This is a genomic window from Pseudomonas sp. P1.31 (assembly GCF_001269815.1).
GTDB classification, from domain to species: domain Bacteria; phylum Pseudomonadota; class Gammaproteobacteria; order Pseudomonadales; family Pseudomonadaceae; genus Aquipseudomonas; species Aquipseudomonas rustica.
In genome coordinates this window covers 37,088-57,038 of sequence record NZ_LHVN01000036.1, presented here as the reverse complement: position 1 = coordinate 57,038, position 19,951 = coordinate 37,088, and the positions used below count along the sequence as shown (strand labels likewise).

Here is a 19,951-nt window from a genome sequence, read left to right as displayed (position 1 = left end):
CAGCCGAAACCAAAAGCTGTGCCGACGCACAGTCAGAGCATGTCCGATAAAATTGAACTTCGCGCAGAGGTGCCGTCCGAATTGGGCGGCCAACGCCTCGATCAAGTCGCTGCCCAACTCTTCGCTGAGCACTCTCGCTCGCGCCTTTCCGCCTGGATCAAAGAAGGTCGCCTGACTGTGGACGGGGCGGTTATCCGCCCTCGCGACATCGTGCACGGCGGTGCCATCCTTGAGCTGACTGCCGAGCAGGAAGCCCAGGGCGAGTGGATCGCCCAGGACATCGAGCTCGACATCGTCTATGAAGACGACGACATCCTGGTCATCAACAAGCCTGCGGGCCTGGTGGTGCACCCGGCTGCCGGTCACGCCGATGGCACGCTGCTCAACGCCTTGCTGCACCACGTGCCGGACATCATCAATGTCCCGCGCGCCGGTATCGTGCATCGTCTGGACAAGGACACCACCGGTTTGATGGTGGTGGCCAAGACCATTCAGGCGCAGACAAAGCTTGTTACTCAATTGCAGAGTCGCAGCGTCAGCCGCATCTATGAGTGCATCGTGATTGGCGTGGTAACGGCCGGTGGCAAGATCAACGCCCCGATCGGTCGCCATGGCCAGCAGCGCCAGCGCATGGCGGTGATGGAAGGCGGCAAGCCTGCCGTCAGCCACTACCGCGTGCTGGAGCGCTTCCGTTCCCATACCCACGTACGGGTAAAACTGGAAACCGGTCGTACTCACCAGATTCGCGTACATATGTCGCACATCAACTTCCCGTTGGTCGGCGATCCGGCGTACGGCGGTCGTTTCCGCATTCCGCCAGCGGCCAACCCGACGATGGTGGAATCGCTCAAGCATTTCCCGCGTCAGGCCCTGCACGCGCGCTTCCTTGAGCTGGATCATCCGACGACCGGTGAGCGCATGAGCTGGGAATCGCCGCTGCCAGAAGATTTCGTCTGGCTGCTGACCCTGCTCAAGCAGGATCGTGAGGCCTTCATCGGATGAATTGGCTGACGCCGGACTGGCCCGCGCCGGCCAGCGTCAAAGCCTGCGTCACCACCCGCGAGGGCGGTGTCAGCGAGGCGCCGTTCGACAGCCTCAATCTGGGCGATCACGTTGATGATCGTCCTGAGGCAGTTGCCGAAAACCGTCGCCGTCTCACCGAACACTTCTCTATACAGCCTGCCTGGTTGCAGCAAGTTCACGGGATTACCGTGGCGCATGCTGATCCGGGCATTGTTGCGACCGCTGATGCGAGCTGGACGGCAACGCCCGGTATTGCCTGCGCGGCGATGACGGCGGATTGCTTGCCGGCATTGTTCTGCGATCGCGCTGGCACTCGCGTGGCGGCGGCCCATGCCGGTTGGCGTGGTCTGGCGGCGGGTGTCCTTGAAACGACGCTTGATAGCCTCGATATTCCGGCTAATGACGTTCTGGTCTGGCTCGGCCCGGCGATTGGCCCGAAAGCCTTTGAAGTCGGCCCGGAAGTTCGTGAAGTCTTCATCAGTCAGTTGCCGGAAGCGGCAAACGCCTTCGTGCCGAGCGCCAATGCCGGCAAGTTCATGGCGGACATCTATCTGCTGGCGCGCCTGCGTCTGGCAGCCCGTGGAGTTACAGCTGTTTATGGTGGCGGTTTCTGCACCGTGACCGATCCGCGCTTCTTCTCCTATCGCCGTGCTTCGCGCACCGGACGCTTCGCCTCCTTAGTTTGGCTCACCCGCTAGACTGTCTGATCTGCATCAACTCTCTGACGCTTGAATCTTCCAGAATCGACCGCATCTATAGGGGTATCTGGCAGGTTTCTTTATTCAGGATGGTTTCTTAGGTCCGGCCTGCTCAAAAGGAAGGTGACTTATGCGAATAGACCGTTTAACCAGTAAATTACAGTTGGCCTTGTCCGACGCTCAGTCGTTGGCAGTCGGCCACGATCATCCGGCGATTGAGCCGGCGCACTTGATGCAAGCCATGCTTGAACAGCAGGGTGGTTCGATCAAACCTCTGCTGATGCAGGTGGGCTTCGACGTCAACAGCTTGCGCAAAGAGCTGACCAAAGAGCTCGACCAATTGCCGAAAATCCAGAACCCGACTGGCGACGTGAACATGTCGCAGGATCTGGCACGCCTGCTCAATCAGGCTGATCGTCTGGCTCAGCAGAAGGGCGACCAGTTCATTTCCAGCGAACTGGTGTTGCTGGCGGCAATGGACGAGAACAGCAAGCTCGGCAAGTTGCTGCTCGGCCAGGGCGTGAGCAAAAAAGCTCTGGAAAACGCCATCACTAACCTGCGTGGCGGCGAAGCGGTGAATGACGCCAACCACGAGGAGTCGCGTCAGGCGCTGGATAAATACACCGTTGACCTGACCAAGCGCGCCGAAGACGGCAAGCTCGATCCGGTGATCGGCCGTGACGACGAAATTCGTCGCACCATTCAGGTTCTGCAACGCCGCACCAAGAACAACCCGGTGCTGATCGGTGAACCTGGCGTGGGTAAAACCGCGATTGCCGAAGGTCTGGCCCAGCGCATCATCAATGGCGAAGTTCCGGACGGCCTTAAAGGCAAGCGTCTGCTTTCGCTGGACATGGGCGCGCTGATCGCCGGTGCCAAGTATCGCGGTGAGTTCGAAGAACGCCTGAAATCGCTGCTCAATGAGCTGTCGAAGCAGGAAGGGCAGATCATTCTGTTTATCGACGAACTGCACACCATGGTCGGCGCCGGTAAGGGCGAAGGTTCGATGGACGCCGGCAACATGCTCAAACCTGCGTTGGCTCGCGGTGAGTTGCACTGCGTTGGCGCGACCACGCTTAACGAGTACCGCCAATATATAGAGAAGGACGCGGCGCTCGAACGACGCTTCCAGAAAGTCCTGGTGGATGAGCCGAGCGAAGAAGACACCATCGCGATCCTGCGCGGCCTTAAAGAGCGTTACGAGGTTCACCACAAGGTGGCGATCACCGACGGTGCGATCATTGCGGCGGCGAAGCTCAGCCATCGCTACATCACTGACCGGCAGTTACCGGACAAAGCCATCGACTTGATCGACGAGGCCGCGAGCCGTATCCGCATGGAAATCGATTCCAAGCCGGAAGTGCTCGATCGTCTGGAACGTCGCCTGATTCAGTTGAAGGTCGAATCGCAGGCGCTGAAGAAAGAAAGCGACGAAGCGGCGATGAAACGTCTGGAGAAACTCCAGGAAGAAATCGTTCGCCTCGAACGCGAGTATTCCGATCTGGAAGAAATCTGGAACTCGGAAAAAGCCGAGGTCCAGGGTTCCGCACAGATTCAGCAGAAGATCGAACAGTCGCGTCAGGAACTGGAAGCGGCACGCCGTAAAGGCGACCTGAACCGCATGGCCGAGTTGCAGTACGGGGTGATCCCGGATCTGGAACGCAGCCTGCAAATGGTCGATCAGCACGGCAAGAGCGAGAACCAGTTGCTGCGCAGCAAGGTGACTGAGGAAGAGATCGCTGAGGTTGTGTCGAAATGGACCGGCATCCCCGTGTCGAAAATGCTCGAAGGCGAGCGCGACAAGTTGATGAAGATGGAAAGCCTGTTGCACAAACGGGTGATTGGTCAGGAAGAAGCCGTGGTCGCCGTGGCCAACGCCGTGCGGCGTTCGCGAGCCGGGTTGTCTGACCCGAATCGTCCAAGCGGCTCGTTCATGTTCCTCGGCCCGACCGGTGTCGGTAAAACCGAGCTGTGCAAGGCGCTGGCCGAATTCCTCTTTGATACTGAAGAGGCGATGGTGCGGATCGACATGTCCGAGTTCATGGAGAAACATTCCGTGGCTCGCTTGATCGGTGCGCCACCAGGATATGTCGGCTACGAAGAGGGCGGTTACCTGACCGAGGCTGTGCGTCGCAAGCCTTATTCGGTGATCCTGCTGGACGAAGTCGAGAAGGCGCACCCGGATGTGTTCAACATCCTCCTGCAGGTGCTTGAGGATGGTCGCCTGACCGACAGCCACGGCCGTACGGTGGACTTCCGCAACACGGTGATCGTGATGACCTCCAACCTTGGCTCTGTACAGATCCAGGAACTGGTCGGTGATCGTGAGGCACAGCGTGCAGCTGTAATGGACGCGCTGACGTCGCACTTCCGGCCGGAGTTCATCAACCGGGTCGACGAAGTGGTGATCTTTGAGCCTCTGGCACGGGATCAGATCGCGGGCATCACCGAGATCCAGTTGGGTCGCCTGCGTACGCGTCTGGCTGAGCGTGAGCTGAAGCTGGAACTGAGCCCGGAAGCGATGGATAAGCTGATTGCGGTGGGCTACGACCCGGTCTATGGCGCACGTCCGTTGAAACGTGCGATTCAGCGCTGGATCGAAAACCCGCTGGCGCAGCTGATCCTGTCGGGGCATTTCCTGCCAGGTGACACGGCAACCGGCGTGGTTGAGAACGACGAAATCGTTTTCAACTAAGTCCAAACGCCAATGAAAATTGGCAGGCCCCACATTGTGGGGCCTTTTTTTTCGTTAGGCTGTTGAACTCAAAGGAAAAGGCTTGTAAAGTGCGCCCCGCAGTCAGTCGCCAAGACGGTTTCAACTCACTGAGCTGAAATCTGAAATAAGTTGCAAATCATTAACTTGAAAGCAATTTAGGGGGTTGACAGAGGTGTTCTAGGTTGTAGAATAGCGCGCCTCAGACACACGAACGCAGCGATGCGAACGAGTGACTGAAAGCAGTAAGTTTCACCGTTGTAAATTGAAATATGTAGTTCCGTGATAGCTCAGTCGGTAGAGCAAATGACTGTTAATCATTGGGTCCCAGGTTCGAGTCCTGGTCACGGAGCCAATTTCAAGCCGGGGTATAGCGCAGTCCGGTAGCGCGCCTGCTTTGGGAGCAGGATGTCAGGAGTTCGAATCCCCTTACCCCGACCATTTTTGGGTCGTTAGCTCAGTTGGTAGAGCAGTTGGCTTTTAACCAATTGGTCGTAGGTTCGAATCCCACACGACCCACCATTTTTGAAACCAGTTAACGCTGGAATCGAATCTTAAGATCAGAGGCCAAAAGCACTGATCGAAGAAGGCGACTGAAAGGTCGCCTTTTTTTTACCGGGGTATAGCGCAGTCCGGTAGCGCGCCTGCTTTGGGAGCAGGATGTCAGGAGTTCGAATCCCCTTACCCCGACCATATTAAAAATCCTCGTATCGAAAGATACGGGGATTTTTTTTGTCCGCGAAAAACCTCAGCCACCTTCAGCAATCTCGAGGAGAAGAATTGTCTGTGTGTAACCCAGATCCACTGTAGGAGCTGCCGCAGGCTGCGATCTTTGGCTTTTAAGGGTTACAGCAGTTCAAAGCTCTGCTGCGTTAAGTCCAGTGAACCCAGGCCGATCAGAGCGAGATCAAAAGATCGCAGCCTTCGGCAGCTCCTACATTGATTGCGGTTGTCTGGCGGTTTTATGGGCAGCGTAAAAAAAAGTGGGAGCCAGCCTGCTGGCGATGGCGGTAGCACAGTCGAAATCAATGTCGACTGACACATCGCTTTCGCGAGCAGGCTCACTCCCACAGTTTTTAGATCATCAATGCAGCTTCAGGCGTGGCTCCGTGCCGCGACCAATCTTGCTGCCGAGCATCAGCATCGCCGTTCGGAACGCCCCGTACAGCGCCATCTGGTGCATGCGGTAGAGCGAGACGTAAAACATCCGCGCCAGCCAGCCTTCGAGCATCACGCTGCCTGTCAGGTTGCCCATCAAGTTACCCACAGCCGAGAAACGCGACAGCGAGATCAGCGAGCCGTAGTCGGTGTACTTGTACTCCGGCAGGGTTTTGCCTTCGATGCGCAGCTTCAGCGATTTAGCCAGCAACGACGCCTGTTGGTGCGCCGCTTGAGCACGCGGCGGTACGTTGCGATCCGAACCCGGTTGTGGGCAGGCCGCGCAGTCACCGAAGGCGAAGATGTTTTCATCGCGGGTGGTTTGCAGGGTCGGCAGCACTTGCAGTTGATTGATGCGGTTGGTTTCCAGGCCATCGATGTCCTTGAGGAAACCCGGCGCGCGAATCCCGGCGGCCCAGACTTTCAGACTGGCCTTGATCTCGTTGCCGTCGGCAGTGATCAGGCTGTCCGCCGTCACTTCGCTGACCGAGGCGTTGGTCATCACATTGACGCCGAGTTTCTCCAGGGTCTTGTGCACCGGCCCGCTGATGCGCTCCGGCAGGGCAGGCAGCACCCGTGGCCCGGCTTCGATCAGGGTGATGTGCATGTTTTCCGGTTTGATCCGATCCAGCCCATACGCCGCCAGTTCATGCGCCGCGTTGTGCAGTTCAGCGGCCAGCTCGACCCCAGTTGCGCCAGCACCCACGATCGCCACGCTGATCTGCTCGACCACATCGGTTTGCCCGGCATGTGCGCGCAGATAGTGGTTAAGCAATTGCTGATGGAAACGTTCGGCCTGTTTGCGGGTATCGAGGAACAGGCAGTGCTGCGCCGCGCCCTGAGTGCCGAAATCGTTGGTGGTGCTGCCGACGCTGATGACCAGCGAGTCGTACTGCACTTCTCGCGCCGGCACCAGTTCGACGCCTTTTTCGTCGTAAGTCGCGGCCAGCTGGATTTTCTTCTGCGCGCGATCGAGCCCGCTCATGCGCCCCAGCTGGAACTCGAAGTGGTTCCATTTGGCCTGGGCAACATAGTTGAGTTCGTCTTCGGAGGAGTTCAGCGATCCGGCGGCCACTTCGTGCAGCAACGGTTTCCAGATGTGCGTGAGGTTGGCGTCGACCAGCATCACGCTGGCGGTGCCGCGTTTGCCCAGAGTCTTACCCAGACGGGTAGCCAACTCCAGACCGCCGGCGCCGCCGCCGACAATAACAATACGATGGGACATAGGGATAACTCGCAAGGTTTTTAAAGGAAATCGGTGCGGTTACCCAAGCGAGCGCCAAGCTGCTCATAGCGTCAGGTAACTGATAAATCGGCTCAACAGGCCCAGACCAATGGTCACTGCCAGCACCAGCACGAGGAGCATCCACGGCCGGAAAGGTCGGCGCTCGACTCGGTGTTGGGACAGTTGCAGGTACTCTTCGACATGTTTCTGGTCTTCGGGGTTCAGGCGGCTGGTCATAAATGCCTCGTCAGGTAGACGTTGCTGAATGGGCAGAAGCTACAGCGGTTTTTATCCGGGGTTGAACGCAGCATAGCCGCTGTCCGGAACCGGCTCGACAGACACGCCATCATCGAGGCGAATGATCCCGCTTTGTAACACCCGCGCGGTAATTCCGCCATGCCCGCGCACGGCTTGAAAGGTGCCGGGGCCGAGGTTGTTTTGCAGGCGTGCACAAGGCTGACACCAACCGGTGGTTTCGAAGATGGCCTGACCGATGCGAAAGCGCCGACCCTTCAGGCTAAACAAATTGATACCGCTGATAACGAGATTGCGCCGCAGATCTTCAGGCTTGACCGGTTGATCGTCGGGACGGCCCATCAACGCGTTGATCACCGCCAGATGCTCCCACTGAATCAGCGTTACCTGCCGCGCATTACGCACGCCGGGCCGGGCGTGGTCGCCGGTCAGCCCGGCCTCAAGTCGTGCCTCGACGGCATCCAGCTCGATCATCGGCCCACGGGATTCGGGGCGCACACCGATCCAGCGCACACGTCCGGTTTGCGGCACATCGGCGATCAACTGCTGAAGCGGCGTCACAGGCTGATTCCTACATCAAAAACGATACTGCGACCAAGGTTACTGCGCAGAAAATCCGGCGCATCCGGATGGGCGAACAGTACGCGGGCGAAGGTCGGGCCGACCAGCGACAGCGAGCGCCAGCCCTGACGCAGATACTCGGTGGGCGGCGGGAAGTGGCTGTTCAAGTCGAGCACTTCGCGCTTGAGGCTGGCGAAGGCAATGATGTCCAGCTCACCCAGATCCATGCCGCGTTCTTTGTAGTTGTGGGCTTTTTTACGCAAAGTCGGCGCCAGTCGCATAAGGAATTCATTGGCCGGGATGCGCTTGGGCTTGGCTTCGCGGCGCACCAGTTGGCTGAGCGAAAAAGCGCTGCGCCGACGCTGCAGTTCATCGCGCCATTCATCGTTGAGGCGACGGCCTTCATCAAGGACGAAGAACACTTCGAAATTGGCATCGCGAAACAACACGTCCGGCGGTTCACCGGCCGGGGCGAACTCGTCGGCGCGATAGGGGATATTCAAGCCTTGCAGCAGGCGCTGGCAGACCCAACGCTCACGCTCCCATTTGCGGGCATTGGACAGGAACGCGTTGGCTTGCTCGGCCGCGATGGTCAGCAGGCGTAAATAATCTGAGTCATCCATAGGCCCAAGCTTAGCGTTCAAATGCGACAAGCAGAAAGCTTTGCTTTAACCGCCCGTTCACCTCGCCCTTGTAGGAGCTGCCGAAGGCTGCGATCTTTTGACTGTAAAAAGAACAAGATCAAAAGATCGCAGCCTGCGGCAGCGCCTACGAGGGGATGTGCGCAGAAAGGTGAGGGAGTCATGATTGGAGCTGAACTGCTGTCGACGGCAAGCCTGACGCTCGGCTGGCTGATTTACCTGCCGGTGCTGCTCTGGGCGATCGTGCGTGCGCCGTGGGTCGAGTTGTTCAGTGACAGCCGCCGTCAGCATTTGCTGTTCGGCACGGTGTTCGCGTTATTTCTGTTGTGGCTGGTGCGCAGGGATTTCGACACCGGCGTGTCGTATCACTTTATAGGCATGACCGCAGTGACCTTGCTGCTGGACTGGCCGCTGGCGATTGTCGGCGGGCTGGTGGCGCAGATCGGTCTGGTGTTGCTCGGGCGTCAGGATCTCGCGGCGATGGGGGTCAACGGCTCGCTGTTTATTCTGCTGCCGGTGCTGATCACCGAGTGCGTGGCAATTCTGGTCGAGCGCGCGCAACCGCGTAATCCCTTCGTGTATATCTTCTGTTCAGGGTTTCTGGCTGCTGCGCTGTCGGCGTTGGTTTGTCTGCTGCTGAGTCTGACGCTGCTGTGGTACGACGGCGTCTTCGCCATGCCGGAATGGCTGGAAGATTTCATCGGTTACCTGTGGCTGATCATTTTCCCCGAGGCGTTTATCAACGGCATGGTCATCAGCGCGCTGGTGGTCTTCAGCCCGGAATGGCTGGAGACCTTCAACCGCACACGCTACCTTTCGGCGCCGTGGAAGGACGACGATCCCAAGCGTTGATCCCCAGCCGATCTGCCCTCATCGCGATCAGTGACGAGGATCGAAATCGCCGGAAAACAGTTCGTCTTCAGCGTCCGGCGCGACCGGAATCTTGTGTTCTTCCGATGCCCAGGCGCCGAGGTCGATCAGTTTGCAGCGATCGGAACAGAACGGGCGATACTTGTTTTCAGGGGTGAATTCGACGGGTGCGCCGCAGGTTGGGCATTCAACGGTAGGAATCTGGCTCATGCTTGGCCTCCGGATAAAGTCAGGTAAAAGTGATGCAGACGCTCGACTTCGCTGTGCAGCCAGGCGAGATCGCGGTCGTTGACCACCACGTCGTCGGCGCGGCTCACGCGGTCTTCACGGCTCGATTGCGCCTTGAGGATCGCCTGAACCTGCTGTTCGCTGGTCTGGTCTCGCTGCAAGGTGCGTTCGATCTGCAGTTGTTGCGGGGCGTCGATCACCAGAATTCGCTGGGTCATCGCGTATTGCCCGGATTCGATCAACAGCGGCGACACCAGAATCGCGTAAGGCGATTTTGCCAGCGCCAGATGATGAGCGATTTCCTCGCCGATCAACGGATGCAGCAAAGCTTCGAGCCAGCGCCGCTGTTCTGGAATCTCGAAGATCAGTTTGCGCAGGGCCGCACGATCCAGCGTGCCGTCCGCTTGTAGCACGCCGCGGCCGAAATGCTCGGCAATCTTGGCCAGCGCCGGCCGGCCCGGTTCGACCACCCAGCGCGCGGCGTGATCCGCGTCGACGACATGAATGCCGAGGTCGATAAAGTGCTGGGCAGCGGCACTTTTGCCGCTGCCGATGCCGCCGGTCAGGCCGAGAATCCAGGGTTTTTCCACAGGGGTATTCATTTCAAACCGACAAACTGCCAATAGAAGTCGGTTATTTGACCACCCCAGAGCAAGGCAATCCAGCCGGCAATTGCCAGATAGGGGCCGAAGGGGATCGGTGTCGAGGTTTCCTGCTGGCGCAGGCGCAGCAAAATCACGCCGATGATCGCGCCGACCAGCGATGACAACAGAATGGTCAGCGGCAGAATCTGCCAGCCGCCCCACGCGCCGAGCAGCGCCAATAACTTGAAATCACCGTGGCCGATGCCGTCCTTGCCGGTGAGCAATTTGAACAGCCAGAACACCGACCACAGCAGCAGATAACCAGCCACCGCGCCCCACAGCGCAGCGTGCAATGGCACGAACAAGCCGAAACTGTTGACGATCAACCCCAGCCACAACAAGGGCAGCACCAACACATCGGGCAGCAATTGATGCTCGGTGTCGATCAGGCTCATCGCCAACAGACCCCAGGTCAGGAAGATCAGCAGACAAGCCTGCCAGCCAAAGCCGAAGTGCCAGGCGATAAATGCCGAGAGCAGGCCGCAGGCCAGTTCGGTCAGCGGATAGCGTTTGCTGATCGGCGCTGCACACGCGGAACAGCGGCCGCGCAGCCACAGGTAACTGAGCAGCGGAATATTTTCCCACGCCCGAATTCGATGCGCGCAATGCGGGCATTGCGAGTGCGGCAGCATCAGGTTGTAGGTAGGCAGCGGCGTTTCGCCGGGCAGGCCGAGTACGTCCTGGGCCTGCTGGCGCCAATCGCGTTCAAGCATCTTCGGCAGACGCCAGATCAGCACGTTAAGGAAGCTGCCGACCACCAGCCCGAGCAATAGCGCGGTGATGACAAAGGCCAGCGGATACAGAGCAAACAGTTCGTCGATGGGCATATCAGATCGCTGAGCCGAGTTGAAAGATCGGCAAGTACATCGCCACCACCAGACCGCCAACAATCACCCCGAGTACCACCATGATGAACGGCTCCATCAGGCTGGTGAGGTTGTCGACCATGTTGTCGACTTCCTCTTCATAGAAACCCGCAACCTTGTCGAGCATCTCGTCGAGCGCACCGGACTCTTCACCAATCGCGGTCATCTGCACGGCCATGTTGGGAAAAATGCCTGTGGTGCGCATTGAGAAATTCAGCTGCATGCCGGTAGAAACATCCTGACGAATACGCAGAATCGCGCGCTTGAACACCACGTTGCCGGCGGCGCCAGCCACCGAGTCCAGCGCTTCAACCAGTGGCACGCCGGCGGCAAATGTTGTCGACAGCGTTCGGGCGAAACGCGCGACGGCGGACTTGTACATCATTGTGCCCACCAGCGGCAGTTTCAGCAGCCAGGTGTCGCGCCGATCACGCAACGCCTGAGATTTTTTCAGCGCATGACGGGTGCCGAAAAACGCAGCGATCAGTAAGCCGAGAATCGCCCACCACCATTGCTGCATGAATTCTGAAAGGCTGATCACCATCAGCGTAAAGGGCGGCAGCTCAGCACCGAAACCGGAGAACACTGACTGAAATTGCGGCACCACTTTGACCAGCAGAATCCCGGTGACCACCGCAGCGACCAGCACCACGGCGGTCGGGTAGGTCATGGCTTTCTTGATCTTGGCTTTGAGCGCTTCGCTTTTTTCCTTATAGGTCGCGACGCGCTCCAGCAAGGTGTCGAGCGCACCGGACTGCTCGCCGGCGTCGACCAGGTTGCAATACAACTCGTCGAAATACTGCGGCTTTTTGCGCAGCGCGGCGGCGAAGCTGTTACCTGCAGCAACTTCCTGCTTCACCTCGTCGACCAGTTTGCGCATGGCTGGGTTATCGAAGCCTTCACCAATGATGTCGAACGACTGCAACAGCGGCACGCCGGCCTTCATCATCGTTGCCATTTGCCGGGTGAACAGGGCGATGTCCTGCGCCTTGATGCGTTTGCCCAGACTCAGCCACGACACGGATTTCTTGCGCACCTTGCCCGGGTTGATCCCTTGTTTGCGCAGTTGCGCCTTGACCAGCGCCGGATTCTGCCCGCTCAACTCGCCGGTGACTTTGCTGCCTTTGCGATCCGTGCCTTCCCAGGCATAGATGCTGATTTTCGCTGCCTTGACCGCCATGTTCAGTCCTTGGTGACCCGATTGATTTCTTCAAGGCTGGTGATGCCTTGCATGGCCTTGTGCAGACCCGAGGTGCGCAGGTCATCGAAGCCGTCGCGGCGCATTTGAATATCGATTTCCAGTGAGTTGCCTTCGGCCATGATCAACCGTTGCAGCTCGGGTGTGTTTTTCACCACTTCATAAATCCCCACACGGCCTTTATACCCGCCGTTGCAATGATCGCAACCGACCGGCTCGTAGATCGTGAAATGACCGATGCGTTCCTCGGGGAAACCTTCCTTGATCAGGGTTTCACGGGGGATCTCGATGGGTTTCTTGCAGTGGCTGCACAATTTGCGCGCCAAGCGTTGGGCAATGATCAGGCTCACCGACGTGGCGATGTTGAAGCCAGGAATGCCCATGTTGTGCAGGCGCGTGAGGGTTTCCGCGGCGCTGTTGGTGTGCAGGGTCGAGAGCACCAAGTGACCGGTCTGCGCGGCTTTGATCGCGATCTCGGCGGTCTCCAGATCGCGGATCTCACCGACCATGATCACGTCCGGATCCTGACGTAGAAACGAGCGCAATGCCTGAGCGAAGTCGAGGCCTTGGCGCGGATTGACGTTGACCTGATTGATGCCTTCCATGTTGATCTCCACCGGGTCTTCAGCGGTGGAGATATTGATGTCGACGGTGTTGAGAATATTCAGCCCGGTGTACAGCGACACGGTTTTCCCCGAACCGGTAGGGCCGGTGACCAGGATCATCCCCTGTGGCTGCTTGAGTGCGGCCATGTACAAGTCTTTCTGCGCTGGCTCATAGCCGAGCGCGTCGATACCGATCTGCGCGCTGGACGGGTCGAGAATCCGGATCACCACTTTTTCGCCCCAAAGGGTCGGCAGCGTGTTTACGCGGAAGTCGATCGACTTGCTCTTCGACAGGCGCATCTTGATCCGCCCGTCCTGCGGTTTGCGCCGCTCGGAGATGTCGAGGCTGGCCATGACTTTCAGGCGCGCAGCGATGCGCCCGGCCAACTGGATCGGTGGTTTCGCCACTTCGCGCAGAATGCCGTCGGTGCGCACGCGCACGCGGTAGTTTTTTTCGTAGGGTTCGAAGTGCAGGTCGGAGGAGCCGCTTTTGATCGCGTCGAGCAGCATCTTGTGCACGAAACGCACGACCGGCGCATCGTCGGCATCCGGGCCCATGCTCTCCTGTTTAGCATCGTCGATGGCCTCGACATCGAGGCCGTCGAGGTCGACGTCGGCCATGTCTTCGAGCCCCGAGGCGTGGGTGTCGAAGAATTTTTCGATGGCATCGGCGAGCTTGTCGTCCTCCACCAGAATGGCTTCGGTGTTCAGCCCGGTGCTGAACTGAATATCGTTGATCGCCTGATGATTGCTCGGGTCGGAAATGCCCACGAACAGTTTGTTGCCACGCCGCCACAAGGGCAGGGCGTGATGCTGGCGCACCAGTTTTTCGCTGACCAGGCCTTTGGGCTGGGTTTCTTTGTCCAGACAGTTGAGGTCGAGGAACGCCATGCCGAAGTGTTCCGAGGCGATCTCGGCGACCTGCCAGCTCTTCACCAGTTTGTTCTGCACCAGGTAGCTGACCAGCGATAGCCGATTGCGCTGGGCCTGTTGCCAGGCTTGCTGGGCGCTTTTTTCCGTGAGCAGTTCGGCCTGCACCAATTGCTTGGCCAGACCGCTCAGAGCGATGTCATTCATGGGGATTCCGCACGCTTGCCGTTCATGACTTATAGCCTAGTCAACCGGCAGCGCCAAACATGCCGGGCGCAGGTGACAAAAAGTGTCAGATAGTGCGGTCAGAGGTTGTAGGAAACGGCGTCGCGACCGCTGTGCGCCCAGCGTGCGGGGTCTAGCGGGCGTTGGCATGGGCTATGCTGCGTCCCTTGCAGATCATGAGATTTCGACTCATGCATGGAGCGTGTCTATGAAAAAACAACAAGGTTTTACGCTGATCGAACTGCTGATCGTAGTGGCGATCATCGGGATTCTGGCGACCATTGCCCTGCCGCAGTACACCAAGTATCAAGCGCGGGCGAAGGTCACGGCGGGTCTGGCGGAAATCAGCGCGCTGAAGATTCCGTTTGAAGATACGATTAATCAAGGGACTGATCCAACCATCACGTTGGTCTCCGGTAGTGCCGCGTACTCAACGACTAACTGCAGCAGCGTGACGGCTTCGGGTACGGCTTCGACCGGGGCCGGGACAATCGTGTGCACGCTGACCAACGCTCCTGCGCCGGTGCTGGGTAAAACCATCACCCTGACCCGCTCTGGCGGTGCAACAGGCGCTACGGCCGGGGTCTGGAGCTGCGCATCGACTGTCAATCCGGACTACGCGCCTAAAGGCTGCCCAGGTAGCGGTACTTAAATAGACATCTGTAGGAGCTGCCGAAGGCTGCGATTTTTTGATTGTGTTTTTAAAGGCAAGATTAAAAGATCGCAGCCTTCGGCAGCTCCTACATTGACCTTCGACTGAAACATGCCCCGTTTACGGGGCATTTTCTTTGGCCGGGGCTAAATAAAAGCTTCAATAATTTCAGCGTCTTAGGAACTTTCCAAAAAACCGCAACTTGCATGCGATTAATCTGCAAGTCATGCAAATTGCATGAATCCGGGAATTTACATTTTTACTAAACTATTGATTTATAAGGTTTTTATGTCGTCGAAAAAGTTGGCACAGCGTTCGCAATGTATATGGCAACCCTGCTGACAAGACACGCAGCAGACTTTCCAGAAAAACAGGAGTTACTCGTATGAAGAAGTTCGCTATCACTGCCGCTGCTGCTACCGCGCTGACCCTGACCATGGCTTCCGGCGCATTCGCCCAAACCACTCAGACTGCTCCAATGACTTTGGCTGCTGGTGAAGTTACCCAAGCTAAAGAAGCTACTTCCGATACCTGGATCACCACCAAAGTCAAAAGCGACCTGGTTACCGAAAAAGGCATCCCAGGCACTGACATCAAAGTAGAAACCAACAAAGGCGTCGTTTCGCTGTCGTCGACTGTAGCTGTGACTGAATCGCAGAAAGCTACCGCTGTTGCGATCACCAAGAAAATCAAAGGCGTCAAAGCGGTCTCCGCTGACGGCCTGAAAGCCGAGTAAGGCTAAGGCTTCTCGCCTGAACCGGGAGAAGACGCGACAGGCGGGCCGAGCAATACGTCTGCCGCACCTTTAGAGTTCATGCGAACGGCCACACGGATGTGGTCATTACGGGCCCCGACACTTGTGTCGGGGCCCGTTCTATTTCAGGCGCAAAAAAAGATCGCAGCCTTCGGCAGCTCCTACAGGGAAATGCATTCCAAAGTAGGAGCTGCCGAAGGCTGCGATCTCTTGATGTGTTTTAGTTACCGCGTTTGCTGGTGATCTGCCGCAGGCGATTGCCTTCAAAACGCAGGTATTGGTACATGCCGTTGTTCGGCCCGTACGTCCATTCCTCGACCTGAAACTCTTCACGCCGATTGGCGCTGCGCTTGTAACCCAGCGGATCGCGACCAACCGGTTCGCCGCACTTCTGCAGCACTTCGCTGACGCGGTCGCCGAGGCTGACCAGTTGACTGCCGCAGCGCAACGTATCCGACGCCCAGACGGGGCTGGCAGCCAGCGTCAAGGCGATCGCCGCCAGCCACTTGCCGGTCATTACTCGGCGTCCAGATGCAGCGGCGTGATCACCCGACCATCGCTTTCAGCCTGACCGAGATTGGCGTCGATGAAGTACACGCGGTCATCGGCCAGTTGGCCTTTGTCGACCAGATAATCCTTGATGCTGCTGGCGCGATCCTGGCCCAACTGACGCAGCAACACATCGCTGCCACTCCAGAACTTGATCACGCCTTCACGCATTTTCGCCGTGCGTTCTTCCTTGCCCAGATCCTTCCATTCAGCCGGCGGCTGGGTTTTCAGACGGGTGCGATAAATGCCTTCGAGCAGCGGGCCTTTTTCGCCCTCGGGTACTTCGATCAAAGATGCTTGAGCTGGGACTTTATCGCCACGGCGCTGGAGCATCTTGTAGTAGTTGTACTGATATTCACGTTCCAGACGCTGCTCGGCGATCAACGGACCATCGCTGCTTTGCGCGGCGGTGCCTTCGATTTCCAGACGCAGGGCAGGGCGTTCTTTCAGCGCTTGCGACAGTTTCACCAGCGCGCCTTCGGCGTCTTTGCTCAACTCGCTGGAGCCCGGCGCGAATGACACGGTGCCAAGATCTTCGGAACCGCCACCGCTGACCAAACCGCCAATCAGCTTGAACGGCGCCGCTGCGGCTTTGACGATCAGGTTGCGCAGGGTCTGCCAGACAATCGGCATCACGCTGAACTGCGGGTTGTTGAGGTCGCCGGTCACCGGCAATTCGATGGAGATTTTGCCGTCGACGTCCTTGAGCAACGCGATCGCCAGTTTCAGCGGCAGGCTCACGGCATCCGGGCTGTCGACCTTCTCACCGAGCTGCAATTGTTCGACCACCACTTTGTTCTCGGCTTTCAGTTGGCCTTTGGTGATCAAGTAATGCAGGTCGAGATTCAGTCGGCCCTTGCGGATGCGGTAACCAGCGAATTTGCCGGAGTATGGCGTCAGCGTGGTCAGCTCGACGCGTTTGAAACTGGTGGCGATGTCGAGGCTGGCCATCGGGTCGAACGGATTGACCGCGCCCTTGATGGTCACCGGTGCATAGCGGTCGACCTTGCCCTTGATGTCGACGCTGGCCGGTTTCGCCTGACGGCTGTCGATGGTGCCGATCTGACCGTTCAGTTGTTGGATCGCAGTGGCGAAGTTTGGCGTCAGGCTGAAGTCGGCGAAGTTGGCCGAGCCGTCATTGATCGCAATGCCGCCGATATGAATGCCCAGCGGTTTGTCCTTGCTGGCCGGTTTCGCCGCAGTGGATTTCGCGCCACTGTCGGCCGGTTGCGGGATCAGCAGATCGTCGATGTTGGTGGTGCGATCATCGTTTATCATGAAGCGCGCGTACGGCTGGAACAGGTTGACCTTGTCGATGGACAGGCTGTCACCGTGCTGATAATTCAGGCCTTCGACCACCACCTGCTGCCATTTGAGGAAGTCGCGGGTTTTCAGGGTGTCGAGGGTGTGCAGTTGATCGATCTGCGCGCGGCCGGTCACGCTGAGGGCCAGCGGCTCGGTGCTCTTGAGGTTGACCTTGAGGTCACTGCCGAGCATGCCGCTGCGCAGTTCCAGACGAATAAACGGGTTGATGTAAGACTGTGCGACACGCAGGTCGATGTCCTGGGTTTTCACATTGAGCTGGGCGTTGACCGGCGCCAGATTGACCGTGCCGTCGGCGCTGAGCTTGCCTGATTTGCCCACGCCGCTGTCGAGTTTGACCTTGAAGGGCGAGCCGTTGAGGCTGTCGAAATCCTGCAGATCAATGTTCAGCGGCGTGATATCCAGCGCCACCGCAGGCGTGGCGGAACGGTCGGCGAGGTGAACGGTGTAGTCGCGCAGTTGCACGTCTTTGAGCAGCACTTGCCATGGCTTGCTTGGCGCCGTCGGTTCAGCTTTCGGCGAATCGGCAGCGGCCGGTGTGCTGGCCGGTTCGGCGGCGGCTTTGGCGGCGGGTTTTGACGGTTGGCTGGCGAACAGTTTTTGCCAGTCGAGCTGGCCGTCAGCTTCGAGGGCGGCCCAGGTTTCCAGTTTCTGGCTGCGGATCTTGCCGACCACCACGTGTTGCTTGGCCAGATCGATGCTGGTGTCGCTGACGTCGAGGCGCTCAAGCTTGGCCAGCGGGCGGCCATCCGGAGCGCTGATCGCGAACGGCGCGATGCTGACGTTGACGTTGTTCAGCAGCAGTTCGGTTTCTTTCGACAGATTGAGTTTGTATTCGGTGCTGAGGCTGACCACGCCGTCGTTGAGTACCAAAGGCACCGAGTCACGCACGTAAGGCCAGAAGGCTTTCATCTTTCCGTCGGTGACTTTCAGGGTGCCTTCGGAAGTGAACGGGATCAGGCTGAAATTGCCGCTCCAGTCGATTCGTCCGCCGGCCGGGCCGATCGCGACGAGGGTCATGTCGGCGCTGTCTTCGGGCAGGGTGCTGAGGTTTTTCAGTTCGAAGCTGAGGTCGTCGTAAAGGAATTCGATCGGCTCGCTCGGACGCACGTCCTGAAAGTGCACGACGCCGCTGGCCAGTTTGATGTTGTCGATGCGCAGCGGGAACGGTTTGGCGTCGGGATCGGCCGGAACCGGTTCGCTGGCCGGCACGTTGAACAGGCCAAGCAGATTGAGCTTGCCGTCTTTGGCGAAGAGGATTTCGGTCTTCGGCTTGTCCAGTTCGATGTTCGCCAGATGCAGGGCTTTGGTCCACAGACTGTCGATTTGCAGGTCGGCGTACAGGCGTTCGAAGCCCACCTGCTCTTTGCCCGGTTCACCAATAACCAGGCCCCACAAGTTGACCTCAAGGCTGAACGGGTTGAGTTCGATGCGCTGGATATGCGCCGGCACCGTGGCGTAATTGGCCAGTTGCTGGTTGGCCACTCGCAGGGCAATGCCCGGCAAAATCAGAAACCCCAGCAGGCTGTAGAGGGCCAGCGCAGTCAACAAGGCGCCAATCGCGCGAATCAATCCTTTGGTCATGTGCGGCTTCATCTGTCTGAATCGAAGTGCCTTGGAGTATGGCACGCGAATCTGGTTCCGAAGTACATCGCATGGGTCAGGATTGTTCAGATTTGTCTGGAAATATGCACGACTGTGTAGGAGCTGCCGAAGGCTGCGATCTTTTGATCTTGTTTTAAAAAAAAGACAAAATCAAAAGATCGCAGCCTTCGGCAGCTCCTACAGGGATCTTCTTATAGCTGCAGGATCAGGGTTTTCAGTGGCGGTTGCTGATCCATGGACGGGAAGTCTGCCCCCGGGGTCATCACACTCCACTCACGCACCGGGCGGCCGGCCTTTTCGGCGCAGCGCAGGACTTGTTCGCGCCAGTCGTCCATGCTGACTTTTGCCAGATTGTTGCAGCAAATGAGTACGCCGTTGTCGGCGGTGGTCAGCAGCGCGGGTTTGAGCAGGCTTTGATAATCGCGCAGCAGGTCAACGGTGCCGAACGCGCTCTTGGCCCAGGCCGGCGGATCGAGCAGCACCAGATCGTACTGACGCTGTTCGAGGCGCTGGTAGCTTGGCAGTTTCTGCCCGCGACGCTGGCTGATCGGCAGGCCGGCGAGTTGGCGGATCGCCGGAAAATAATCCGACTGAATGAATTCCATCTCCGGCAACTGTGGATTGAGCAAACCGTTTTCGCGACCGACCGCCAAGTTACCTTCGGCGAAATCCAGATTGCACACTTCACGGGCGCCACCGGCTGCGGCACTGAGGCCGACGCCGCAGGTGTAGGCGAACAGGTTGAGCACGGATTTGCCTTTGGCGTGCTCCTTGACCCAGCCACGCGTGTTACGCAGGTCGAGGAACAGCAGCGGATCCTGCCCGGCGTGACGTCCGCGCACGCGGTAATTGAGGCCCCATTCGTGACCGACCAGATCAACCAGTGCGGCGTCTTCGGCTTTGTAGACGCTGTCTTCACGGTCGATGCGCGAGTTGCCACGGGAGCGGTCGTTGTAGACCAGCAGGGTTTCCAGGCCCAGGGTTTGATTGACCATCGCGTGCAGTTGCAGCAGGTCATCGCGCTCCAGCGTCTGGTGAAAACTCTGCACCAGCAGTTGCGGGCCGTAGCGGTCGATGGTCAGACCGCCGGCGCCTTCCTGGCTGCCGTGGAACAGCCGATAGCAATCGGTGCCCTGGCTGTGCAGCACAGCGAGCAAGTCCTGGCGTTGATCGAGGGCGGCGCGCAGCGCCTGATTCAAGGAAGACATGCATGCGCCTTGCTGGAGAGAATTGGGGCGCGGGAGTTTAACAGCTTGGCAGGGAACCGAGTTGCTGCCTTCGCGAGCAA

The 19,951-nt window shown here is 58.4% G+C and carries 18 protein-coding genes and 4 tRNA genes; 10 read left to right on the top strand and 12 right to left on the bottom strand.

The window, feature by feature from the left end; genetic code table 11:
• The first annotated feature begins 39 nt into the window (after positions 1 to 39).
• The 7 genes from rluD to AD669_RS22935 all read left to right on the top strand — a co-directional run bounded on the left by rluD (position 40) and on the right by AD669_RS22935 (position 5,127).
• Positions 40 to 1,002 (top strand): 23S rRNA pseudouridine(1911/1915/1917) synthase RluD, encoded by a 963-nt coding sequence (gene rluD / locus AD669_RS22965; protein ID WP_034153865.1) that lies wholly within the window; start codon positions 40 to 42, stop codon positions 1,000 to 1,002.
• Positions 999 to 1,721, top strand: a complete 723-nt coding sequence (gene pgeF, locus AD669_RS22960) for a peptidoglycan editing factor PgeF (RefSeq protein ID WP_053123940.1) — start codon at positions 999 to 1,001, stop codon at positions 1,719 to 1,721. Before rluD ends, pgeF begins: the two co-directional genes overlap by 4 nt.
• Positions 1,722 to 1,851: 130 nt before the next feature.
• Positions 1,852 to 4,416 (top strand): ATP-dependent chaperone ClpB, encoded by a 2,565-nt coding sequence (gene clpB, locus AD669_RS22955; RefSeq protein WP_053123937.1) that lies wholly within the window; start codon positions 1,852 to 1,854, stop codon positions 4,414 to 4,416.
• Positions 4,417 to 4,713: 297 nt separating this feature from the next.
• Positions 4,714 to 4,789, top strand: a tRNA-Asn gene (locus AD669_RS22950).
• A gap of 9 nt (positions 4,790 to 4,798) precedes the next feature.
• Positions 4,799 to 4,875: transfer RNA gene (locus AD669_RS22945), tRNA-Pro, on the top strand.
• A gap of 5 nt (positions 4,876 to 4,880) precedes the next feature.
• Positions 4,881 to 4,956: transfer RNA gene (locus AD669_RS22940), tRNA-Lys, on the top strand.
• A 94-nt stretch (positions 4,957 to 5,050) separates the two neighbouring features.
• A tRNA-Pro gene (locus AD669_RS22935) sits at positions 5,051 to 5,127 on the top strand.
• Between the two features lie 391 nt (positions 5,128 to 5,518).
• On the opposite strand, the gene AD669_RS22930 is transcribed toward AD669_RS22935, so the two are convergent.
• The 4 genes from AD669_RS22930 to AD669_RS22915 all read right to left on the bottom strand — a co-directional run bounded on the left by AD669_RS22930 (position 5,519) and on the right by AD669_RS22915 (position 8,256).
• Positions 5,519 to 6,817, bottom strand: a complete 1,299-nt coding sequence (locus AD669_RS22930; RefSeq protein ID WP_053123935.1) for an NAD(P)/FAD-dependent oxidoreductase — start codon at positions 6,815 to 6,817, stop codon at positions 5,519 to 5,521.
• A 63-nt stretch (positions 6,818 to 6,880) separates the two neighbouring features.
• Positions 6,881 to 7,054: a DUF3094 domain-containing protein gene (locus tag AD669_RS22925; RefSeq protein WP_007909875.1), complete on the bottom strand. Its 174-nt coding sequence runs from the start codon at positions 7,052 to 7,054 to the stop codon at positions 6,881 to 6,883.
• A 51-nt stretch (positions 7,055 to 7,105) separates the two neighbouring features.
• Positions 7,106 to 7,633 carry an MOSC domain-containing protein gene (locus AD669_RS22920; RefSeq protein WP_053123933.1) on the bottom strand — a complete coding sequence of 176 codons (528 nt, stop codon included), beginning with the start codon at positions 7,631 to 7,633 and terminating at the stop codon, positions 7,106 to 7,108.
• Complete coding sequence (locus tag AD669_RS22915) at positions 7,630 to 8,256, bottom strand: DUF1780 domain-containing protein (protein WP_008078503.1); 627 nt, start codon at positions 8,254 to 8,256, stop codon at positions 7,630 to 7,632. Before AD669_RS22915 ends, AD669_RS22920 begins: the two co-directional genes overlap by 4 nt.
• Before the next feature lie 180 nt (positions 8,257 to 8,436).
• Between AD669_RS22915 and AD669_RS22910 the strand changes: the two genes are divergently transcribed.
• Positions 8,437 to 9,126: an energy-coupling factor ABC transporter permease gene (locus AD669_RS22910; protein ID WP_053123931.1), complete on the top strand. Its 690-nt coding sequence runs from the start codon at positions 8,437 to 8,439 to the stop codon at positions 9,124 to 9,126.
• Positions 9,127 to 9,153: 27 nt separating this feature from the next.
• On the opposite strand, the gene yacG is transcribed toward AD669_RS22910, so the two are convergent.
• Genes yacG through pilB form a run of 5 tightly spaced genes read right to left on the bottom strand, consistent with a single transcriptional unit; the run spans position 9,154 to position 13,762 of the window.
• Entirely contained in the window at positions 9,154 to 9,354 is a 201-nt protein-coding gene (gene yacG / locus AD669_RS22905; RefSeq protein ID WP_053123929.1) for a DNA gyrase inhibitor YacG, read from the bottom strand.
• The gene (coaE, locus tag AD669_RS22900) at positions 9,351 to 9,974 is read right to left on the bottom strand and encodes a dephospho-CoA kinase (protein WP_053123927.1); all 624 of its coding nucleotides are present in this window, start codon (positions 9,972 to 9,974) and stop codon (positions 9,351 to 9,353) included. Before coaE ends, yacG begins: the two co-directional genes overlap by 4 nt.
• The gene (locus AD669_RS22895; RefSeq protein WP_053123925.1) at positions 9,971 to 10,843 is read right to left on the bottom strand and encodes an A24 family peptidase; all 873 of its coding nucleotides are present in this window, start codon (positions 10,841 to 10,843) and stop codon (positions 9,971 to 9,973) included. The genes coaE and AD669_RS22895 overlap by 4 nt, the downstream gene beginning before the upstream one ends.
• A 1-nt stretch (position 10,844) precedes the next feature.
• Positions 10,845 to 12,062 carry a type II secretion system F family protein gene (locus tag AD669_RS22890; protein ID WP_053123923.1) on the bottom strand — a complete coding sequence of 406 codons (1,218 nt, stop codon included), beginning with the start codon at positions 12,060 to 12,062 and terminating at the stop codon, positions 10,845 to 10,847.
• A gap of 2 nt (positions 12,063 to 12,064) precedes the next feature.
• Positions 12,065 to 13,762: a type IV-A pilus assembly ATPase PilB gene (gene pilB / locus AD669_RS22885; RefSeq protein ID WP_053123921.1), complete on the bottom strand. Its 1,698-nt coding sequence runs from the start codon at positions 13,760 to 13,762 to the stop codon at positions 12,065 to 12,067.
• 226 nt (positions 13,763 to 13,988) lie between these two features.
• Here pilB and AD669_RS22880 point away from each other — a divergent pair, with 226 nt between their 5' ends.
• Both AD669_RS22880 and AD669_RS22875 read left to right on the top strand, forming a co-directional pair.
• Entirely contained in the window at positions 13,989 to 14,432 is a 444-nt protein-coding gene (locus AD669_RS22880; protein WP_053123919.1) for a pilin, read from the top strand.
• Positions 14,433 to 14,817: 385 nt separating this feature from the next.
• Positions 14,818 to 15,168: a BON domain-containing protein gene (locus AD669_RS22875; RefSeq protein WP_053123917.1), complete on the top strand. Its 351-nt coding sequence runs from the start codon at positions 14,818 to 14,820 to the stop codon at positions 15,166 to 15,168.
• Positions 15,169 to 15,406: 238 nt separating this feature from the next.
• Here the strand turns inward: AD669_RS22875 and AD669_RS22870 are convergent, their stop codons facing one another.
• From AD669_RS22870 to AD669_RS22860, 3 genes are all read right to left on the bottom strand, one after another.
• Complete coding sequence (locus AD669_RS22870) at positions 15,407 to 15,703, bottom strand: DUF2845 domain-containing protein (RefSeq protein WP_053123914.1); 297 nt, start codon at positions 15,701 to 15,703, stop codon at positions 15,407 to 15,409.
• Entirely contained in the window at positions 15,703 to 18,654 is a 2,952-nt protein-coding gene (locus AD669_RS22865) for a DUF748 domain-containing protein (RefSeq protein ID WP_053123912.1), read from the bottom strand. The genes AD669_RS22870 and AD669_RS22865 overlap by 1 nt, the downstream gene beginning before the upstream one ends.
• A 200-nt stretch (positions 18,655 to 18,854) precedes the next feature.
• Entirely contained in the window at positions 18,855 to 19,871 is a 1,017-nt protein-coding gene (locus AD669_RS22860; RefSeq protein WP_053123910.1) for a class I SAM-dependent rRNA methyltransferase, read from the bottom strand.
• Positions 19,872 to 19,951: the final 80 nt, after the last annotated feature.

What these genes read in the sequence shown, in the direction of transcription:
- rluD (WP_034153865.1), top strand. Translation starts at nt 40, where the DNA reads ATGTCCGATAAAATTGAACTTCGCGCAGAGGTGCCGTCCGAATTGGGC.
- pgeF (WP_053123940.1), top strand. Translation starts at nt 999, where the DNA reads ATGAATTGGCTGACGCCGGACTGGCCCGCGCCGGCCAGCGTCAAAGCC.
- clpB (WP_053123937.1), top strand. Translation starts at nt 1,852, where the DNA reads ATGCGAATAGACCGTTTAACCAGTAAATTACAGTTGGCCTTGTCCGAC.
- AD669_RS22930 (WP_053123935.1), bottom strand. Translation starts at nt 6,817, where the DNA reads ATGTCCCATCGTATTGTTATTGTCGGCGGCGGCGCCGGCGGTCTGGAG.
- AD669_RS22925 (WP_007909875.1), bottom strand. Translation starts at nt 7,054, where the DNA reads ATGACCAGCCGCCTGAACCCCGAAGACCAGAAACATGTCGAAGAGTAC.
- AD669_RS22915 (WP_008078503.1), bottom strand. Translation starts at nt 8,256, where the DNA reads ATGGATGACTCAGATTATTTACGCCTGCTGACCATCGCGGCCGAGCAA.
- AD669_RS22910 (WP_053123931.1), top strand. Translation starts at nt 8,437, where the DNA reads ATGATTGGAGCTGAACTGCTGTCGACGGCAAGCCTGACGCTCGGCTGG.
- yacG (WP_053123929.1), bottom strand. Translation starts at nt 9,354, where the DNA reads ATGAGCCAGATTCCTACCGTTGAATGCCCAACCTGCGGCGCACCCGTC.
- coaE (WP_053123927.1), bottom strand. Translation starts at nt 9,974, where the DNA reads ATGAATACCCCTGTGGAAAAACCCTGGATTCTCGGCCTGACCGGCGGC.
- AD669_RS22895 (WP_053123925.1), bottom strand. Translation starts at nt 10,843, where the DNA reads ATGCCCATCGACGAACTGTTTGCTCTGTATCCGCTGGCCTTTGTCATC.
- AD669_RS22890 (WP_053123923.1), bottom strand. Translation starts at nt 12,062, where the DNA reads ATGGCGGTCAAGGCAGCGAAAATCAGCATCTATGCCTGGGAAGGCACG.
- pilB (WP_053123921.1), bottom strand. Translation starts at nt 13,762, where the DNA reads ATGAATGACATCGCTCTGAGCGGTCTGGCCAAGCAATTGGTGCAGGCC.
- AD669_RS22880 (WP_053123919.1), top strand. Translation starts at nt 13,989, where the DNA reads ATGAAAAAACAACAAGGTTTTACGCTGATCGAACTGCTGATCGTAGTG.
- AD669_RS22875 (WP_053123917.1), top strand. Translation starts at nt 14,818, where the DNA reads ATGAAGAAGTTCGCTATCACTGCCGCTGCTGCTACCGCGCTGACCCTG.
- AD669_RS22870 (WP_053123914.1), bottom strand. Translation starts at nt 15,703, where the DNA reads ATGACCGGCAAGTGGCTGGCGGCGATCGCCTTGACGCTGGCTGCCAGC.
- AD669_RS22865 (WP_053123912.1), bottom strand. Translation starts at nt 18,654, where the DNA reads ATGAAGCCGCACATGACCAAAGGATTGATTCGCGCGATTGGCGCCTTG.
- AD669_RS22860 (WP_053123910.1), bottom strand. Translation starts at nt 19,871, where the DNA reads ATGTCTTCCTTGAATCAGGCGCTGCGCGCCGCCCTCGATCAACGCCAG.